The sequence below is a fragment of the Kamptonema sp. PCC 6506 genome (genome assembly GCF_000180455.1).
In the GTDB taxonomy this organism is placed as follows: domain Bacteria; phylum Cyanobacteriota; class Cyanobacteriia; order Cyanobacteriales; family Microcoleaceae; genus Kamptonema; species Kamptonema formosum.
Map to the genome: position 1 here is coordinate 1 of NZ_CACA01000219.1, position 15,926 is coordinate 15,926.

At 43.3% G+C, this 15,926-nt stretch carries 13 protein-coding genes; 10 read left to right on the top strand and 3 right to left on the bottom strand.

Annotated elements, in window-relative coordinates; translation table 11 throughout:
* From OSCI_RS11225 to OSCI_RS11265, 10 genes are all read left to right on the top strand, one after another.
* Positions 1-1,161 (top strand): cysteine desulfurase family protein (locus tag OSCI_RS11225; protein WP_052638537.1); only part of this gene is annotated, 1,161 nt, incomplete at its 5' end.
* Between the two features lie 179 nt (positions 1,162-1,340).
* Positions 1,341-2,087 carry a DUF1995 family protein gene (locus tag OSCI_RS11230; protein WP_007355065.1) on the top strand — a complete coding sequence of 249 codons (747 nt, stop codon included), beginning with the start codon at positions 1,341-1,343 and terminating at the stop codon, positions 2,085-2,087.
* A 229-nt stretch (positions 2,088-2,316) separates the two neighbouring features.
* Positions 2,317-3,069, top strand: coding sequence for a metallophosphoesterase (locus OSCI_RS11235; protein ID WP_007355066.1), 753 nt, complete (start codon positions 2,317-2,319; stop codon positions 3,067-3,069).
* On the top strand, positions 3,070-3,564 hold the full coding sequence (locus OSCI_RS11240) for a hypothetical protein (RefSeq protein ID WP_039962150.1): 495 nt from the start codon (positions 3,070-3,072) through the stop codon (positions 3,562-3,564).
* A gap of 126 nt (positions 3,565-3,690) precedes the next feature.
* On the top strand, positions 3,691-5,667 hold the full coding sequence (locus tag OSCI_RS11245) for a carbamoyltransferase (protein WP_007355068.1): 1,977 nt from the start codon (positions 3,691-3,693) through the stop codon (positions 5,665-5,667).
* Between the two features lie 226 nt (positions 5,668-5,893).
* The gene (locus OSCI_RS11250; protein WP_007355069.1) at positions 5,894-6,316 is read left to right on the top strand and encodes an SxtJ family membrane protein; all 423 of its coding nucleotides are present in this window, start codon (positions 5,894-5,896) and stop codon (positions 6,314-6,316) included.
* A complete protein-coding gene (locus tag OSCI_RS30670) occupies positions 6,316-6,480 on the top strand; it encodes a DUF5989 family protein (RefSeq protein WP_007355070.1) in 165 nt (54 codons plus the stop codon). The genes OSCI_RS11250 and OSCI_RS30670 overlap by 1 nt, the downstream gene beginning before the upstream one ends.
* A 4-nt stretch (positions 6,481-6,484) precedes the next feature.
* Positions 6,485-7,687 carry an SGNH/GDSL hydrolase family protein gene (locus tag OSCI_RS11255; protein ID WP_007355071.1) on the top strand — a complete coding sequence of 401 codons (1,203 nt, stop codon included), beginning with the start codon at positions 6,485-6,487 and terminating at the stop codon, positions 7,685-7,687.
* A gap of 40 nt (positions 7,688-7,727) precedes the next feature.
* A complete protein-coding gene (locus tag OSCI_RS11260) occupies positions 7,728-9,053 on the top strand; it encodes a hypothetical protein (RefSeq protein WP_007355072.1) in 1,326 nt (441 codons plus the stop codon).
* 76 nt (positions 9,054-9,129) lie between these two features.
* Positions 9,130-10,455: a hypothetical protein gene (locus OSCI_RS11265; protein WP_007355073.1), complete on the top strand. Its 1,326-nt coding sequence runs from the start codon at positions 9,130-9,132 to the stop codon at positions 10,453-10,455.
* Positions 10,456-10,502: 47 nt separating this feature from the next.
* Here the strand turns inward: OSCI_RS11265 and OSCI_RS11270 are convergent, their stop codons facing one another.
* The 3 genes from OSCI_RS11270 to secA form a co-directional block, all read right to left on the bottom strand.
* Positions 10,503-11,315, bottom strand: coding sequence for a metal ABC transporter ATP-binding protein (locus OSCI_RS11270; RefSeq protein WP_007355074.1), 813 nt, complete (start codon positions 11,313-11,315; stop codon positions 10,503-10,505).
* A 215-nt stretch (positions 11,316-11,530) separates the two neighbouring features.
* Entirely contained in the window at positions 11,531-12,586 is a 1,056-nt protein-coding gene (locus OSCI_RS11275) for a metal ABC transporter substrate-binding protein (RefSeq protein WP_007355075.1), read from the bottom strand.
* Positions 12,587-12,817: 231 nt separating this feature from the next.
* Positions 12,818-15,628: a preprotein translocase subunit SecA gene (gene secA / locus OSCI_RS11280; RefSeq protein ID WP_007355076.1), complete on the bottom strand. Its 2,811-nt coding sequence runs from the start codon at positions 15,626-15,628 to the stop codon at positions 12,818-12,820.
* Between the last annotated feature and the right edge of the window lie 298 nt (positions 15,629-15,926).

Genomic DNA, 15,926 nt, shown 5'->3' on the forward strand with positions numbered 1-15,926 from the left:
CAAATTTATTTAGACTACAGCGCCACTACACCCATACGCCCAGAAGCGATCGCCGCCATGCAAGCTGCCTTTACTCAATATTGGGGCAACCCTTCCAGCTTGCACGATTGGGGTCAAAGAGCAGCCACAACTCTAGAATTATCTAGAATGCAAGTAGCTAGCCTGATCAATGCCCCGCCGGAATCAGTGATTTTTACCTCTGGTGGCACAGAAGCCGACAACTTGGCAATTTTAGGCATCGCCCGCCATTACAAGCAGCCGCAACACATCATCATTTCCAGCGTTGAACATCCCGCCGTAGCAGAACCAGTAAGGTTTCTCGAACAACTAGGCTGGGAAGTAACCCGATTGCCAGTCGATCGCTTGGGGAGAGTTCATCCCCTCGACTTACACGCATCGCTACAACCCAATACAGTCCTAGTTTCCGTGATTTTCGGTCAGAGTGAAGTAGGCACGCTACAACCAATTGAAGCTTTGGGCAAAATTGCCCGTTCTCATGGGGTCTTATTTCATACAGATGCCGTTCAGGTTGCTGGCAGAATCCCGATCGACGTGCAAAAATTGCCAGTTGACTTGCTATCGATATCTAGCCATAAAATCTATGGCCCTCAAGGTTCTGGGATGCTTTATATCCGAGAAGGAGTAGAATTAGCCCCAGTATTTGGGGGCGGTGGTCAAGAAATGAAGCTGCGATCGGGGACGCAAGCAGTGCCAAATATAGTTGGTTTTGGCGTGGCGGCGGAATTGGCATTACAGGAAATGGCAGAGGAAACGCCGAGATTAATTGGATTGCGCGATCGCCTATTTGATAAATTAGCTGAGGTACCGAATTTAGTACCAACAGGCGATCGCTATTGTAGATTGCCACACCATCTTAGTTTTGTGGTTGCCAGTAAAGATGAAAATATTACAGGCAAAACCTTAGTGCGGCAACTAAATCTGGCGGGAATTGGTATCAGTTCCGGTTCTGCTTGTAGTAGTGGAAAAATTACGCCCATTCCAACCTTGTTGGCGATGGGATACAGCGAAACTGAGGCTATTCGAGGAATTCGCTTGACTCTGGGCAGAGATACCACCGAAGCTGATATAGACTGGACTGCGATCGCGATCGCCCAAATTATGGAAAGATTAATGCCAAAACGGTTAACTGTTAACTGTTAACGGTTAACGGTTAACGGTTAACTGTTAACTGGTAATTTTCCCTCTTCCCTCTTCCCTAGCCCCTAGCCCCTAGCCCCTCTTCCCTCTTCCCTAGCCCCTAGCCCCTAGCCCCTAGCCCCTAGCCCCTCTTCCCTCTTCCCTAGCCCCTAGCCCCTAGCCCCTCTTCCCTAGCCCCTCTTATGATTGAACTCCCGAAAACACTTGAAGAAGCGATCGCCCAATCTCGCGAAGCAGTGAAAGCTGCCCTCAACGACGCTCAAACCCGGTTACAAATTGAATTAGTTTTCCCAGAAATCGCACTGCAAGCACAGTCAATAACCCAGCAATTCATCACCGACTTTGAAGAACTAGCAAACGGCCTTAAAGTCTTCTTTCCTGACACAGGTTCAGCCGCCCTTGCTCGCCGAGACTGGGGAACAGTACCATTTAAAATTACAGACCTTGGTAGCAGTAGATCCCCCGTAGCAGAGAAAATCGAGCCAGAAGACCAAATTTTCCTACTGGTAAATGCTTCCTCCATCGAAGTCGCCCAAGTCGAACAACTCTGTAACGCCGCCGATTCCCGGCCCGTAATTCTCCTCAACCCCCGTCTGGAAGACGCAGCTACCATTGGCATTGGTTATGCAGGTCGCCAATTGCGCGATCGCTTCCTCAATACCCTCCAATCTTGCTACTACATCAGACCCCTACCAACGGCGGCCCTTTTCCGTTGCTACCCTCAATCTTGGCAAGTATGGCTGGAGGAAACAGAGGGTGAATACAAACTGATATCCGAAACCGCCCAAAAACCTGTAGGAGACGAGCTCGAACGGATTATAGCCCCAACTGTCCAAAATGGCGATCCTTCTGCTCCACAGTCGGCCCCTGTCAAGAAAAAAGGAATGCTGGCAGAACTTCAAAGTCTGTTCCGAGCACTTACAAACTAAGGTGATTTATGAAACATAATTCGATTTGATAGTGGTATAATTTAACCACCAGAACACGAACCCTGGGCAAATCTTGAACGCAATAGTTCGGAGATTATGGGAGTAACTGCACCAAAAAATCCGAGTTGCCTGCTGCAAAAACTAATTAAAAATAAGGGTTTCAGCCAAAGTAACTGAACTATTGTCAACCAGAACATCGTGTTTCAAATCCGCGAATCGGGTAAGAAAAATGAACCAACGGCGCATCGTCATTGGGGACGTACACGGACACTACGATGGGTTAATGACCCTTTTAGAAGCGATCGCCCCCAATAGTGACGATCGAGTTTATTTCTTAGGCGATTTAATAGACAGGGGGCCCAAAAGCGCTCAAGTGGTAGATTTTGTGAAGCAAAGTTCCTACCAATGCCTGTTGGGAAACCACGAACAACTGATGATCGAGGCGAATGGAAGCGATCCGCGATCTTTACCAGCTTGGCTCTACAGTGGGGGACAGGCGACAATAGATAGTTATATAGATATAGGGATGATTCCGTATAAACACTTAGATTGGATGCGATCGCTTCCCCCCTACCTCGACTTAGGCGATATTTGGCTAGCTCATGCTGGAGTCGATCCTAAACTCTCTCTCAAACAGCAATCTACCTATCAACTCTGTTGGATTCGCGGAGAATTTCATCGGATTTCCAAGCCTTATTTTCCTGATAAATTAATTATCACAGGCCATACTATTACTTTTACCTTTGAGGGTGTTAGTCCCGGAGAATTAGCACAAGGAAACGGTTGGTTAGACATTGACACTGGAGCGTACCATCCCAGAAGCGGCTGGTTAACAGGATTAGATATTACTCATCGCCTAGTCTATCAAGTAAATGTGTTTGAGCATAAAGTCCGCACCTTACATTTAGATGAAGCTGTCAAGCAGATTAAAATTCCTCAGTTGTCGATTCGCCATAACGATCGGATGAACACAATTTACTAAATGACGATTTCAAAGCCGAGATCAAAAAAAATAGCCCACCCTTTCACAGGTGAAACTGCACCCTGTCCCATCTGCCGCTGTGGTGAGATTTCTACCTTGACCCTAATGGAAGCCTTGGCTTGTAACAGTTGCGATCGCATTTTCATAGCCAACGTGGAAAAGCAGGTACTCAAAATGGCGGACAGAGAACCCCCGATGACTTGGCACTGGAATGGCAAAAATTGGATCGGAGCTCATTTAGAGGGGGTGGAATTGGGATGGGGGTATTTAATAGCAGCAGTCGCTCTAATCGTCCTTCCTACTACACTTATAGGCTTTTCCGCCTACTATTTTCCCCCAACTCCGGGTAGTAAACTATCATGGTTGCCTTTTGCTTGGACTTGGTTAACCTTCCTGTCCCATTTAGGCATTGTTTTGTGGCTGATGGCAGAAATGTATCAATTCCCCGTGTTGGTGTACTTGGGAGTGATGCGACGGCGGATATTCGGTAGCTGAGTTAGCTGAACAAGAGAGGCGATCGCACCCTTGCTAAGTCCAAATCAGTATTCCTAGAGCTATAATCTGTCGATATTCAATTCTTAACATTCACCAGCCCGAACCATTGCTATTTGTGAGGAGACAATGAACATACTTGGCATTTCGGCGTATTACCACGACAGCGCCGCAGCCTTAGTTTCCAATGGCGAAATTATCGCCGCCGCGCAGGAAGAGAGATTTTCCCGCAAGAAGCATGACGCGAGATTTCCAGAGAATGCGATCGCCTATTGCCTCAAAGCAGCCAAACTAGAGCTACGGGAAATAGATCGCATTGTCTTTTATGACAAACCCCTAGTCAAATTCGAGCGATTGCTCGAAACTTATCTATCTTATGCCCCTCATGGTTTTCGCTCCTTTTTAGCAGCAATGCCAGTCTGGCTCAAAGAAAAGCTCTACCTCAAAACTGTATTAAAAAGAGAGTTTGCAAAAATGGGTGGTTGCAAGACCCCCTTAGTACCTCCCCTGCTATTTACCGAACATCACCAAGCCCACGCCGCCTCAGCCTTTTACCCTAGTCCCTTTCAACAAGCCGTCGTTCTCTGTCTTGATGGTGTGGGCGAATGGGCGACAACTTCCGTTTGGTGGGGAGATGGCAACCAACTTACTCCTCAGTGGGAAATTGACTTTCCTCACTCACTAGGCTTGCTCTATTCAGCATTTACCTACTACACAGGCTTTAAAGTCAACTCTGGTGAGTACAAACTCATGGGTTTAGCCCCCTACGGCGAACCCAAATATGTAGACAAAATCCTCACTCACCTGCTTGACCTCAAGGACGATGGTACTTTCCGGTTGAATATGGATTATTTCAACTACACCACCGGCTTGACGATGACGAATAAGAAGTTTGACGAACTGTTTGGCGGGTCACCGCGTCAAGCTGAGGGTAAACTCACCCAGAGGGAAATGGACATCGCTGCTTCCATTCAAGTTGTGACTGAAGAAGTAGTGTTGCGCCTCAGCAGAACAGTCCAAAAAGAATTCAATGCTGATTATCTCTGTCTGGCGGGAGGAGTAGCGCTTAACTGTGTTGCTAACGGTCGAATTTTGCGCGAAGGGCCTTTTAAAGATATTTGGATTCAACCCGCTGCGGGAGATGCAGGCGGCGCTTTGGGTGCGGCTTTGGCGGTTTGGTACGAATATGGCGACCAGCAGCGGAATGTTAAAAATTGGTTAGTAGGGGATGTAGGGGAGTCATCGCCAGAAACTGAAGATACCGGTGAGGGTTTGTCTGTTGTAACGGCTGCTGCGATCGCGCAGCGCGGCGTACCCGCGATCGCTACCAAATCTACTGCTAAGCTAGCCTGCAATGACCAAATGCGGGGTTCCTATCTAGGGCCGCGCTACAGTGATGCTGAGATTCTGGAGTATTTCGACGGTATCCAAGCCAATTATCAGCGCCTTGATGACGCAGAACTGATGCCTCGCTTAGCGGAAATTTTAGATGGGGGCAATGTAATCGGTTGGTTCCAAGGCCGGATGGAATTTGGGCCTCGCGCTTTAGGCGGGCGATCGATTATTGGCGACCCCCGCAATACTAAAATGCAGTCGGTGATGAACCTGAAAATCAAATACCGGGAATCATTTCGACCTTTTGCACCGTCAGTATTGGCCGAACGGGTTTCGGAGTATTTTGAGATTGACCACTCCAGCCCTTATATGTTATTAGTAGCTCCTGTGAAAGCAAGTCTGAGAATTCCGATGACAGCTCAGCAAGAGCAACTTTTTGGCATTGACAAGCTGAATGTCCCTCGCTCAGAATTGCCTGCTGTCACCCACGTCGATTACTCGGCTCGCATCCAGACAGTTCACAAAGAAACCAATCCCCGCTACTATGATTTAATCTCTAATTTTGAGAAGAGAACTGGTTGTGCGGTACTGGTTAATACTTCTTTTAATGTCCGAGGCGAACCGATTGTCTGTACTCCAGAAGATGCTTACCGCTGTTTTATGCGGACGGAAATGGATTATCTGGTAGTGGAGAATTTCTTGTTAGCTAAGTCGGAACAAATTCCTTGGAAACAAGATGATTCTTGGAAGAGTGAATTTGAATTAGATTAGTTAATTGTTGATTGTTGATTGTTGTTTGTTAGTTGTTAGTTGTTAGTTGTTCGTTGTAAAAAATGAAAGCACAACTAAACTCTGTATCCTCCTAGTAGTGGCTTTAGCTGCTAAGTTATAGGAAACAGCATCTAAAGCAGCCACTACTACTTAACAACCAACAATGAACAACCAACCACTAACAACTAACAACTAACAAACAACAAAGTTTAATGATAAATGGCTGATGAGTAATCACGACAAAATACCAAAACTTGACAACAAAGGACTGCGCGACTTTGGACTGTTAATAGGTGGATTAATTGGTTTTATTTTTGGTCTATTAATCCCTCTACTACACCATCGTTCTATCAGCCTTATTCCTTGGTGGCCCTGGATTATCTGCGGTGTAATGATAGCTTTGGCATTGGTTGCGCCAGCAGCACTAAATCCTGTCTATCTCCTATGGATGAGATTTGGGCTGGTTATGCACGCCATCCAAACCCGGCTGATTTTAGGGATAGTATTTTACCTAATCATGCTGCCAATGGGGATTATTAAGCAGTTATTTGGTAAAGATGCTATGCAGCGTAAATTGGAAAGAGATACGGTGACATACCGCGTGCCTAGTAAAGTCAGAACAAAAGTTAGTATGGAGCGACCTTTCTAATGTTTGAAGCAACATTAGACTTTTTGAAAGATTTGTGGGCGTTTATGAAAGAACGCCAGAAGTATTGGCTATTGCCCTTGATTATTACCTTAGTTCTTTTGGGAGCTTTAATTGTATTGAGTCAGGGTTCTGTGATTGCCCCCTTTATCTACACGCTGTTTTGAGATAATGAGCAAACTGAAAAATTGGAGTGTCAATTTAGGATTGACACTCGGCAGTTTAGCAATAGGGGTGTTAATTGGTGAAGTAGGATTGCGAATTGCTGGCAGTGAGGGTTATCAAAAAATAGGAGATGTTGTAGATTCCGCACCGACAATTTTTCACACTTCCGATCCAGATCGCGGGTGGGGACTGAAACCTGGTGCTGCTGGCGATTGGCGAGGTGAGGGTGAAAGTTATGTACGGGTTAATAGCGATGGTTTGCGCGATCGCGAACACAATAAAGCTAAGCCTAAAAATACCTTCCGAATTGCAGTGCTAGGAGATTCTTTCACAGAGGCAATTCATGTGCCAATGGAAAGGACTTTTTGGGCAAAAATGGAAAATAGACTGGGAAAATGTGAGGCCATAAAAGGCAAGCAAGTTGAGGTAATTAATTTTGGAGTGCAAGGATATGGCACTGCTCAAGAATTGATTACTTTGCGGAAAAAGGTATGGGATTATAATCCTGATGTTGTTATCCTGGCTTTGTTTATCGGCAATGACCTCATCAATAATTCTCGTGAACTTGAATATGACCATTATCGACCATTTTTTATTTACGATCGCAATGGCAAATTAGTAGAGGATATGTCCTTTCGCAATCTCCCTCCTATCGATCGGAATCGCTATGCTGTTTCAATTGTTGATAGATTTCCTACTTGGTTAGTCAACAATTCTCGAATTTTACAAGTGACTAAAAAAGTAGAGCTAGATATTAAGAAGCGACAAATATCTGACAACTTTACAGCTTTAAGTGCTAATAATTTAAAGGAACCTCAAGATCAAACTTGGCAGGAGGCATGGCGCTTAACTGAGGATTTGATTGTATTAATGCGGAATGAAGTAGTCAATAAAGGTGCTGATTTCCTATTGGTTAATATCGGCGATCCAATGCAAGTTCAACCCGATCGAGCGAAAACTAAACAAAATATGGAGCAAAACAATATTCAAGATTTGTTTTATGCAGATAAAAGGATGCAGGCATTAGGCGATCGCGGGGGTTTTCCTGTATTGAATTTAGCTCAGCCTTTCCAGGCTTATGCTGAACAAAATAAGATTTGCCTGCATGGATTTGATAACGCCTTGCCCTGCGGAGGTCATTGGAATCCTGAAGGGCATCGGCTTGCTGCTAGAATGATTTCTGAAAAGCTGTGCCAACAATTGAAATAAATTCAACCCTAATATCTGAAATAGTAGGTGATAAGATTAAATGAAAGATTCTAATACAATTGAAAAAAGTAAAAATCTCTTAGTATTAATTGCTATTAACTTAGCTATTACCTTTGTTGCTTTAGAGGCTCTATCCTTAGCCTTTTATTTTATCAACAATAAGACCTTGTTTTATACAAGGGGGAAAACTCAAGATAAAATAGTAACAGACTTGGAAAGAACAGGAGTTAGGCTAGATGAATCTATTGTAGAACGGCTTCATCCTTTCTTTGGCTACGTGCTGAAACAAGGAGCATTCTCAAAGGAAGATTTAGGACTAAAAGTCAATAGCCAAGGCTTTTTTTCCATTTATGATTATCCTTTTATTAAAACTGATAAAAATCAATTTGTTATTGGAGTTTTTGGCGGTTCAGTTGCTAATAATTTTGTTCTTGATGAATATGTAAGCAAAAGATTTTCGGAAAAACTAAATAAATTTCCAGAGTTTTCTAATAAAAAAATAGTTGTTTTAAACTTTGCCAACGGTGGTTACAAACAACCGCAACAGTTGTTAATTTTAAGTTATTTTCTAGCTTTGGGTCAAAAGTTCGATCTTGTCGTCAACATTGACGGCTTTAATGAAGTAGCCCTCTCAAACTTAAACAATAAAGCTCAAGTAGACATGGGGATGCCTAGCGTACAGCACATACAGCCCTTGACTGGTTTGGCTAATAATAGCTTGTCGCCGGAAGTAATGAGTTCAATAGTTAAAATTAGCGAAACGAAAAAGCAGTTAAGAGCCACTATCAATAAGTTAGATAATTGTAACTTAGCTTTGTGTTATACTTTAACATCCTTGCACGTTAAACAATTAGTCAATAATTATCAACAACAAATTATTACTTATGACCAAAATGTAAAACAATCAAATACTACAGATAACAAGAATAATATAGTTTATATTCCTAAAAACAAGTCAGTTTTAGATGATGTTAGTGCTTTTGAAAAAATGGCGGCAGTTTGGTCTGAATCTTCTCTAATGATGAAGCAACTGTTAGCGAAGAGAAAAATTAAATATTTTCACTTCATACAACCAAATCAGTATTATCCAACAAAGCGAGTGTTTACTGAAGAAGAAAAGCAACTTTATTTGAGCCCGGATAGCCCATATTCTGAGGCGATAAAAAAAGGCTATCCATTATTGTTATCTAAAGTTGAGCTGTTCCAAAAGGTGAAGCTTAATATATTTAGTGCAGTCAATATTTTAGACAATACCAAAGAAACTGTTTACAAAGATGCCTGCTGTCATTATAATCAAATCGGAGATGAAATATTAGCCACCTATATTTCTAGCTCTATTGTCCAAAGATTAAGGGAGGAAAAATAGATATATAAATTGAGAAAGTTTATGATATGATAATTCACTAAATGTACAGTTAGAGAGTTAGGGATAGTACGCGGTGATGAAGGATTTCAACTTAATTAAAAGAAGCCCAGAGATAGTTAAACTCGCCTTGATTAACTTGGTGCTTTTATTTACTTTCCTTGAAGCAGGATCGCTAGGCTTATATTTTGTCAAAAATCACCAGTTTTTCTACACTAGAGAAAAACCAAAAGATACTCCAGATTTAGGAATAGATTTAGAAGGAGTACGATTGGGAGAGTCGATAGTAGAAAGAATTCATCCCTTTTTTGGGTTTGTTCAAAAACCAGGTGGTGATTTTAGACCTGGGTTTAAAATTAATAACTATGGTTTCATTTCACCCTATGACTATCCTTTTAAAAAGAAAAATAAAAATCAATTTATTGTGGGGATATTTGGCGGTTCAGTAGCTTCTAATTTTTCTATTTATGAAGTCCAAAACAAGATAGTTGCTAAATACCTAAAACGGCTTCCTGAACTAAAAGATAAAGAAGTCATCGTTTTGTCTTTTGCTACAGGTGGGTACAAACAACCTCAACAATTATTAATTCTCAACTACTTTTTAATGCTAGGTCAAGAACTAGATCTGGTCATCAATATAGATGGCTTTAATGAAGTAGCCCTTGCCAGCTTAAATAATCGAGAAAAAATTGATATTTCTATGCCAAGCGTTCAACACTTGCAACCGCTGACGAACTTAGCAAATAATTCTCTTTCTACAAAAGCTCTGACAGCAATATTGAAAATTCAGGAAAATAAAGATCGGATTAAAGATGCGGTAGAAACATTAAAAAATTGTAAGTTAGCTTTGTGTAATTCTATTAATTCTTTCTATATTCAAAGCTTTGTCAATGAATACCGCCGTAACTTAATTAGATTTGAAAGAGAGCGGAAGAAGCAAGCTAAGCAATCATCAGGAAGTATCATTTATGTGAATAGTGAAGATGCTGTATTAAAAGATCCTGTTGCTTTTGAAAAAATGGCAAATACTTGGGCAAAAAGCTCAATTTTTATGAATAAAGTTTTATCTAGTAGTAATGTTTTATATTTTCATTTTTTCCAGCCAAATCAATACTTCCCTACTCCAAGGGTATTCAGCGAAGCTGAAAAAAAGGTAGCCTTTAATAAAGATACTCCTTATGCAAAATCTGTGAAAGCTGGATATCCGATACTGTTTACGAAATTCAGGAATTTGCAAAAAAATAATGTGCGAATCTTTGATGCGGTAAATATTTTTGACAAGACAAAAGAGAGTGTTTATATAGATAGTTGCTGTCACTACAATAAGAAAGGAGAAGAAATATTTGCAAATTATGTGGGCAATTCAATTCTAAAACAATTAATTTCAGAAAAAGGGAAGAAATAAGATTGGTAATTGGTAATTGGTAATTGGTATAGCAAGCGCCAAGATAATTACGACAAAAATTTAGGTAAGTTTTGCTGCATTTGATGACGAATAGAAGTGCTATCGCTAGCAATTAAAATCCGGTCGCCTTGGTGATAAACTATCATTTGAGCACCAAAAGTCTGCTCTAGATTAGCCGGAGTAAAAACATCAATAGGTTGACCTTGACAGATTAAGCCGTGATTGAAACATACCACCCAAGGTAAATGTGTGGCTACGGAATTAAGGTCATGGGTAGAGAGAAAAATTGTCAAGCCTTGCTGATTTAAATCTGCTAAAAGATGCAATAGTTCGTGCTGAACTTGCAAATCAGAACTGCTAGTAGGCTCATCTAAAAAGACTATTTCTGGTTTTCCAACTAATGCCCTAGCCAGAAAAACTCGCTGCTGTTGTCCCCCCGACAATTCGCCAATAGGTCGATCGGCAACGTATTCAATCCCGACGCGGGCCAAAAATGAGCGAGCCACTGCGCGATCGCGTTTCGATGGCAACGGCCAAATCTTCTGCTGTCTGTAACGCCCCATCATCACCACTTCTTCCGCTGTCACCGGAAAAGTCCAATCTACTGTTTCCACCTGCGGTACATAGCCTACTTTTGGCGGTGCAACTTCTGATTTTAATCGTTTGCCCCGAAACCAAATCTCTCCACCCCAAGGGCGAATTAACCCTAAAATTGCCTTAATCAGCGTGCTTTTACCGCTTCCCGATGGCCCCACTAATCCTGATAACTGACGCGGATAAAGAGCCAAATTTAGCCCTGTAAATACTGGCAGTTTTTGATAGCCGCAAGTCAAGTTTTTGACTTCTAATATTGGTTCCATTACATTATTGGGCTTAATTTTTGCTAATGGCTAATGGCTAATGGCTAATGGCTAATTGCTAATGGCTAATTGCTAATGGCTAATTGCTAATTGCTAATTGCTAATGGCTAATTGCTAATAAGTAAGGTGGGCGCTCGCCGACCATCATCTTAGGCTATGAAAAACATCGCTTGAGGCGGCGAGCGCCCACCCTACATTTAATTAACCACTAACAATTACTTCGATGCTGTCGGCCCCACCACATTAGCAGTATTGACATTTTTAACTAAGTCGGGATTACCGCCCAAATTAGCAGCAAGTATCTCCAAATTCCTAACCATCATCCCAATATAAGTATGTTGAGGATTCGAGTTTTCCATTGCATTAGCGGAACCCTCACCAGGTAATTCATCATCAGCAGTATTGGCTGTTTTTACATTTGCTTCACGGGCAATTTGCTCTTCTACTTTACTGGGGTAAACTTCCGAGCCAAAAATAGCAGGAACCCCTGTTTTACGAACCTGATCGACTAGCTGTGTCACCTCTTGAGCCGAAGGTTCTTTAAAATCTGAAGGCTGGATTGCACCAATTACTTCAAAACCGTACTCTCTCGCCCAATAAGCCCAAGAATCGTGATAGGTAATTAGCTTGCGATTCTTTTCAGGAATACTGGCAACTATGGCGCGGGTTGCTTTATCTAATTCATCCAGCCTTTGCAGGTAATTTTTTAAATTAGTAGCATAGTAATCTTTACCTGCGGGATCTAGTTGGGTTAACTGTTCGGCTGCTAGTTTGGCGTAGGCTTCAGCGTACTTAGGATTTACCCACAAATGAGGGTTTGGATCTCCTTTTTCCTTGGGAAAGCTGAAGTCAAAGAGCCATTCATTTTGAGTAATAGTGTTGTTACCTAATTCATAAATTTTGGTGTCTTTAGGCTTAGAAGCGTTGGCCAATTTTTCTGTAGGAACTTCCAAACGCAGACCGTTAGAGATAATTAAATTTGCTTTAGAAAGTAGTTCGCTATCTGAAGGGCGTGGCTCGAAAGTGTGAGAATCAGCGCCCTCTGGAACAATACCCTTGACTTCCACGCGATCGCCTGCAATATTGCTGACAATATTAGTGATAGGAGCTACTGTGGTTACGACTAAAGGTTTAGCTGCTGTCTGAGAGTTGTTGGGGGAAGTAGAAGTGCTGGTAGCTACAGGAGTTGGAACTACTGTTTGATTCTCAGTTCCCCTACAGGCAACCGTCATCATGCTCAGTACTAATAGCACTGATGAAATTTTAAGCATTGGCTGTGAATATGATAGTGCAGGCTTAATAAGCTAAACCTTTTCTCTAGAAAAACGCAATGCCCTATGGGGGCATTTAGTAGATTTATAGTATTTGTAACGCCGCCATCCTGGCGGTATCCTTACCGCCGAGAGGGCGGCGTTACGTAATTTAAGATCGGCTATATAAAAAACAAAAATGAAGGCATTTAATCCTTCATTTTCACTTTTTAATCTTTAATTTTTAATGCCTCAAACCATCTCAGAGGACATTTGCACCTGCGGTTGCGGCTGAAACTGGAACAGGGAATAAACCACATTGCGGCGGATATCTGTCATCATATCCAAGAACAGCTCGTAACCTTCAGTCTTATACTCAATCAGCGGGTCTTTCTGTCCGTAACCACGCAACCCGACAGACTCTCGCAAACCATCCATTTGTTGCAAATGTTCGCGCCACAAAGTATCGATTTGCTGCAAAATAAAGAAGCGTTCCGCATCCCGCATTAAACCAGGTCGGATTTGATTAACTTGAGCTTCTTTAATGTCATAAGCATTTCTCACTTGTTCGTGCAAGAAAGTTTTGATTTCATCCACTGATAAATCTTCCAATTGAACGGGAAGCATATCTTCTAGTAGATAAACAAACTCTTTCACTTTTATTACCAACTTTTCCAATTCCCATTCTTCTGAAGGTAAATCAGGATTAATATATGCTCCCACGATGTCATCCATCGTTTGTTCTGCATACTTAATCACCTGTTCTTTAATCTCTAAACCTTCCAATACCCGGCGGCGTTCGGCATAAATCGCGCGGCGTTGATTGTTCATCACCTCGTCGTATTCAAACACCTGCTTGCGGATATCGTAGTAGTAAGTTTCTACCTTTTTCTGAGCACCTTCGAGGGAACGAGTTAGCATTCCCGATTCGATGGGCATATCTTCCTCTACGCCGAAAGCCTGCATTAAATTGGCTACGCGATCGCCCCCAAAAATTCGCAGCAAGTTATCTTCTAAACTGAGGAAGAATCTAGTCGAACCAGGGTCGCCTTGTCTACCTGCACGCCCTCGCAACTGGTTATCAATCCGCCGGGACTCGTGGCGTTCCGTCGCGATTACGTGCAAACCGCCAAGTTTGACAACTTCATCGTGTTCGGTATCGGTAAACCTCTCGTACTCGTGGAGGATTTGATTGTAAACGTCGCGAAGTTTCTGGATTACGGGTTCTTGCGTCGGCGCTTTTTCTGCGGCTACAGCTACCTTATCCTCAGCCAATAATTCTGGGAGACTGCGTTCTCCGTATTCCTTAACTGCGAACTCTACGGCCGCCTTCAAGTTTTGCAGAGTTTCCTTAGATAACTCCGTCGGGAACAACTGCGGCGAAGCCTTCCAACTCTTCACCTTCTGAGTGGGGGCAAAACCTTGAGCTTTGCTACGACCACCGACTCCGGGAACCTGTACTGGGGAAAAGTTGCTGTCGTCCTCTGGAAGCACAATCCGGGGCATAAAATATTCCCGTAACTTCAGCCGGGCCATGTATTCAGCATTCCCACCCAGAATAATATCCGTACCGCGTCCGGCCATGTTCGTGGCGATCGTGACAGCATTTTTACGACCTGCTTGGGCAATAATTTCAGATTCCCGTTCCACATTTTCCGGCTTAGCGTTGAGCAAATTATGGGGAATTTTGCGTTCTTGCAATAGCCGCGACAGTAATTCCGATTTTTCTACACTGGTAGTACCAACCAATACGGGGCGACCCACTTCGTGCATTTCGGCGCATTCAGCCGCGATCGCACTCCATTTACCCGCCTCCGTCTTGTAAACTACATCCGAGAGGTCATGCCGGCCAGTCGGGCGGTTAGTCGGACATACCGTCACTTCCAGGTTGTAAATCTTCTCAAACTCCGCCTCTTCCGTCTTCGCCGTCCCCGTCATCCCCGACAATTTCGGGTAAAGTAAGAAGAAATTTTGATAAGTAATAGTAGCAAGCGTCTGAGTTTCCGGCTGAATCTCCACCCGTTCCTTCGCCTCGATCGCCTGGTGTAAACCATCACTCCAGCGACGACCCGGCATCACCCGTCCCGTAAACTCATCAACAATTACCACTTCCCCTTCGCGGACGATGTAATTAACATCCTTAATAAATAATTCTTTCGCCTTCAGCGCGTTAAAAATGTAGTGAGCCCAAGGATCGGCGGGGTCGTACAAATCCTTAACCCCTAAAATTTCTTCAGCTTTGGCAAAGCCTTCATCAGTCATCAGCACATTGCGGGCTTTTTCGTCAACCTCATAATGCTCTTCTTCTTCCTTTTTCAGGGCCGCCGCCACATCCGCCGCCCGCAGATACTTCTCGCTGGGGCGTTCCACCTGACCCGAAATAATCAACGGCGTGCGGGCCTCATCAATCAACACCGAGTCAACTTCATCAATAACGCAGAAGTTGAAAGGGCGCTGCACCACATCTTCCATCGCCGTCGCCATATTATCGCGCAAGTAGTCAAAGCCTACTTCGCTGTTAGTGGCATAAGTAACATCGCAGGCGTAATTTTTCTGACGTTCCCCCGGTTCCATTCCCTGCTGAATCAGTCCCACAGTTAAACCTAAAAAGCGGTGGATCTGCCCCATCCATTCCGCATCCCGTCGCGCTAGATAATCGTTAACGGTAATGATGTGTACTCCTTTACCGCTGAGCGCGTTCAGATAAGCTGGGAGAGTAGATACTAGAGTTTTGCCCTCACCAGTTTTCATCTCAGCAATTTGGCCCTTGTGGAGGATGATACCGCCGAGGAGTTGGACATCAAAGTGGCGCATACCCAAAACCCGCTTTCCCGCTTCCCGCACTACTGCAAAGGCTTCTGGCAGGATTTCATCTAATAACTCTTTTTCCTCATTGAGCGATTTAACTTTCTCTAGACGCTGTTTGAACTCGCCTGTTTTAGCCCTGAGTTCATCGTCAGAGAGTGGTTTGATGTCTTCCTCTAAGACACCGATATCAGCAACCCAAGGCTGAAATTTCTTAAGTTTGCGTGCATTGGGATCGCCGAGCAGATGTTTAAGCATGGCAGGAGAGGCAGAGAGGTGCGGTTACGGTACTTTTTTTACCATATTACAATATTTTGCGACAGGACTCAGAGGCTAGGCTCTTGGGAATAGCTTTACTTGGGCGTAGTGTGGGGAAGCAATTCTGGTGTTAAATTAGCGATATTTGGCGATGCTTGGGGCTAGCTATGCCTATGGGCTTTGATCTTTGGGAAAGGACGATGCTTGGGGGTGGTTACGCCTACGCGCTTTGATATTTGGGCTCAGAGAGGGGCGATCGCGCTTAATCTTTCGGCATCTTTTACCAAGTTAATGATAT

Coding starts and splice junctions, on each gene's coding strand:
- OSCI_RS11265 (WP_007355073.1), top strand. CDS start 9,130: ATGAAGGATTTCAACTTAATTAAAAGAAGCCCAGAGATAGTTAAACTC.
- OSCI_RS11240 (WP_039962150.1), top strand. CDS start 3,070: ATGACGATTTCAAAGCCGAGATCAAAAAAAATAGCCCACCCTTTCACA.
- OSCI_RS30670 (WP_007355070.1), top strand. CDS start 6,316: ATGTTTGAAGCAACATTAGACTTTTTGAAAGATTTGTGGGCGTTTATG.
- OSCI_RS11230 (WP_007355065.1), top strand. CDS start 1,341: ATGATTGAACTCCCGAAAACACTTGAAGAAGCGATCGCCCAATCTCGC.
- OSCI_RS11245 (WP_007355068.1), top strand. CDS start 3,691: ATGAACATACTTGGCATTTCGGCGTATTACCACGACAGCGCCGCAGCC.
- OSCI_RS11260 (WP_007355072.1), top strand. CDS start 7,728: ATGAAAGATTCTAATACAATTGAAAAAAGTAAAAATCTCTTAGTATTA.
- OSCI_RS11270 (WP_007355074.1), bottom strand. CDS start 11,315: ATGGAACCAATATTAGAAGTCAAAAACTTGACTTGCGGCTATCAAAAA.
- OSCI_RS11255 (WP_007355071.1), top strand. CDS start 6,485: ATGAGCAAACTGAAAAATTGGAGTGTCAATTTAGGATTGACACTCGGC.
- OSCI_RS11250 (WP_007355069.1), top strand. CDS start 5,894: ATGAGTAATCACGACAAAATACCAAAACTTGACAACAAAGGACTGCGC.
- OSCI_RS11235 (WP_007355066.1), top strand. CDS start 2,317: ATGAACCAACGGCGCATCGTCATTGGGGACGTACACGGACACTACGAT.
- OSCI_RS11275 (WP_007355075.1), bottom strand. CDS start 12,586: ATGCTTAAAATTTCATCAGTGCTATTAGTACTGAGCATGATGACGGTT.
- secA (WP_007355076.1), bottom strand. CDS start 15,628: ATGCTTAAACATCTGCTCGGCGATCCCAATGCACGCAAACTTAAGAAA.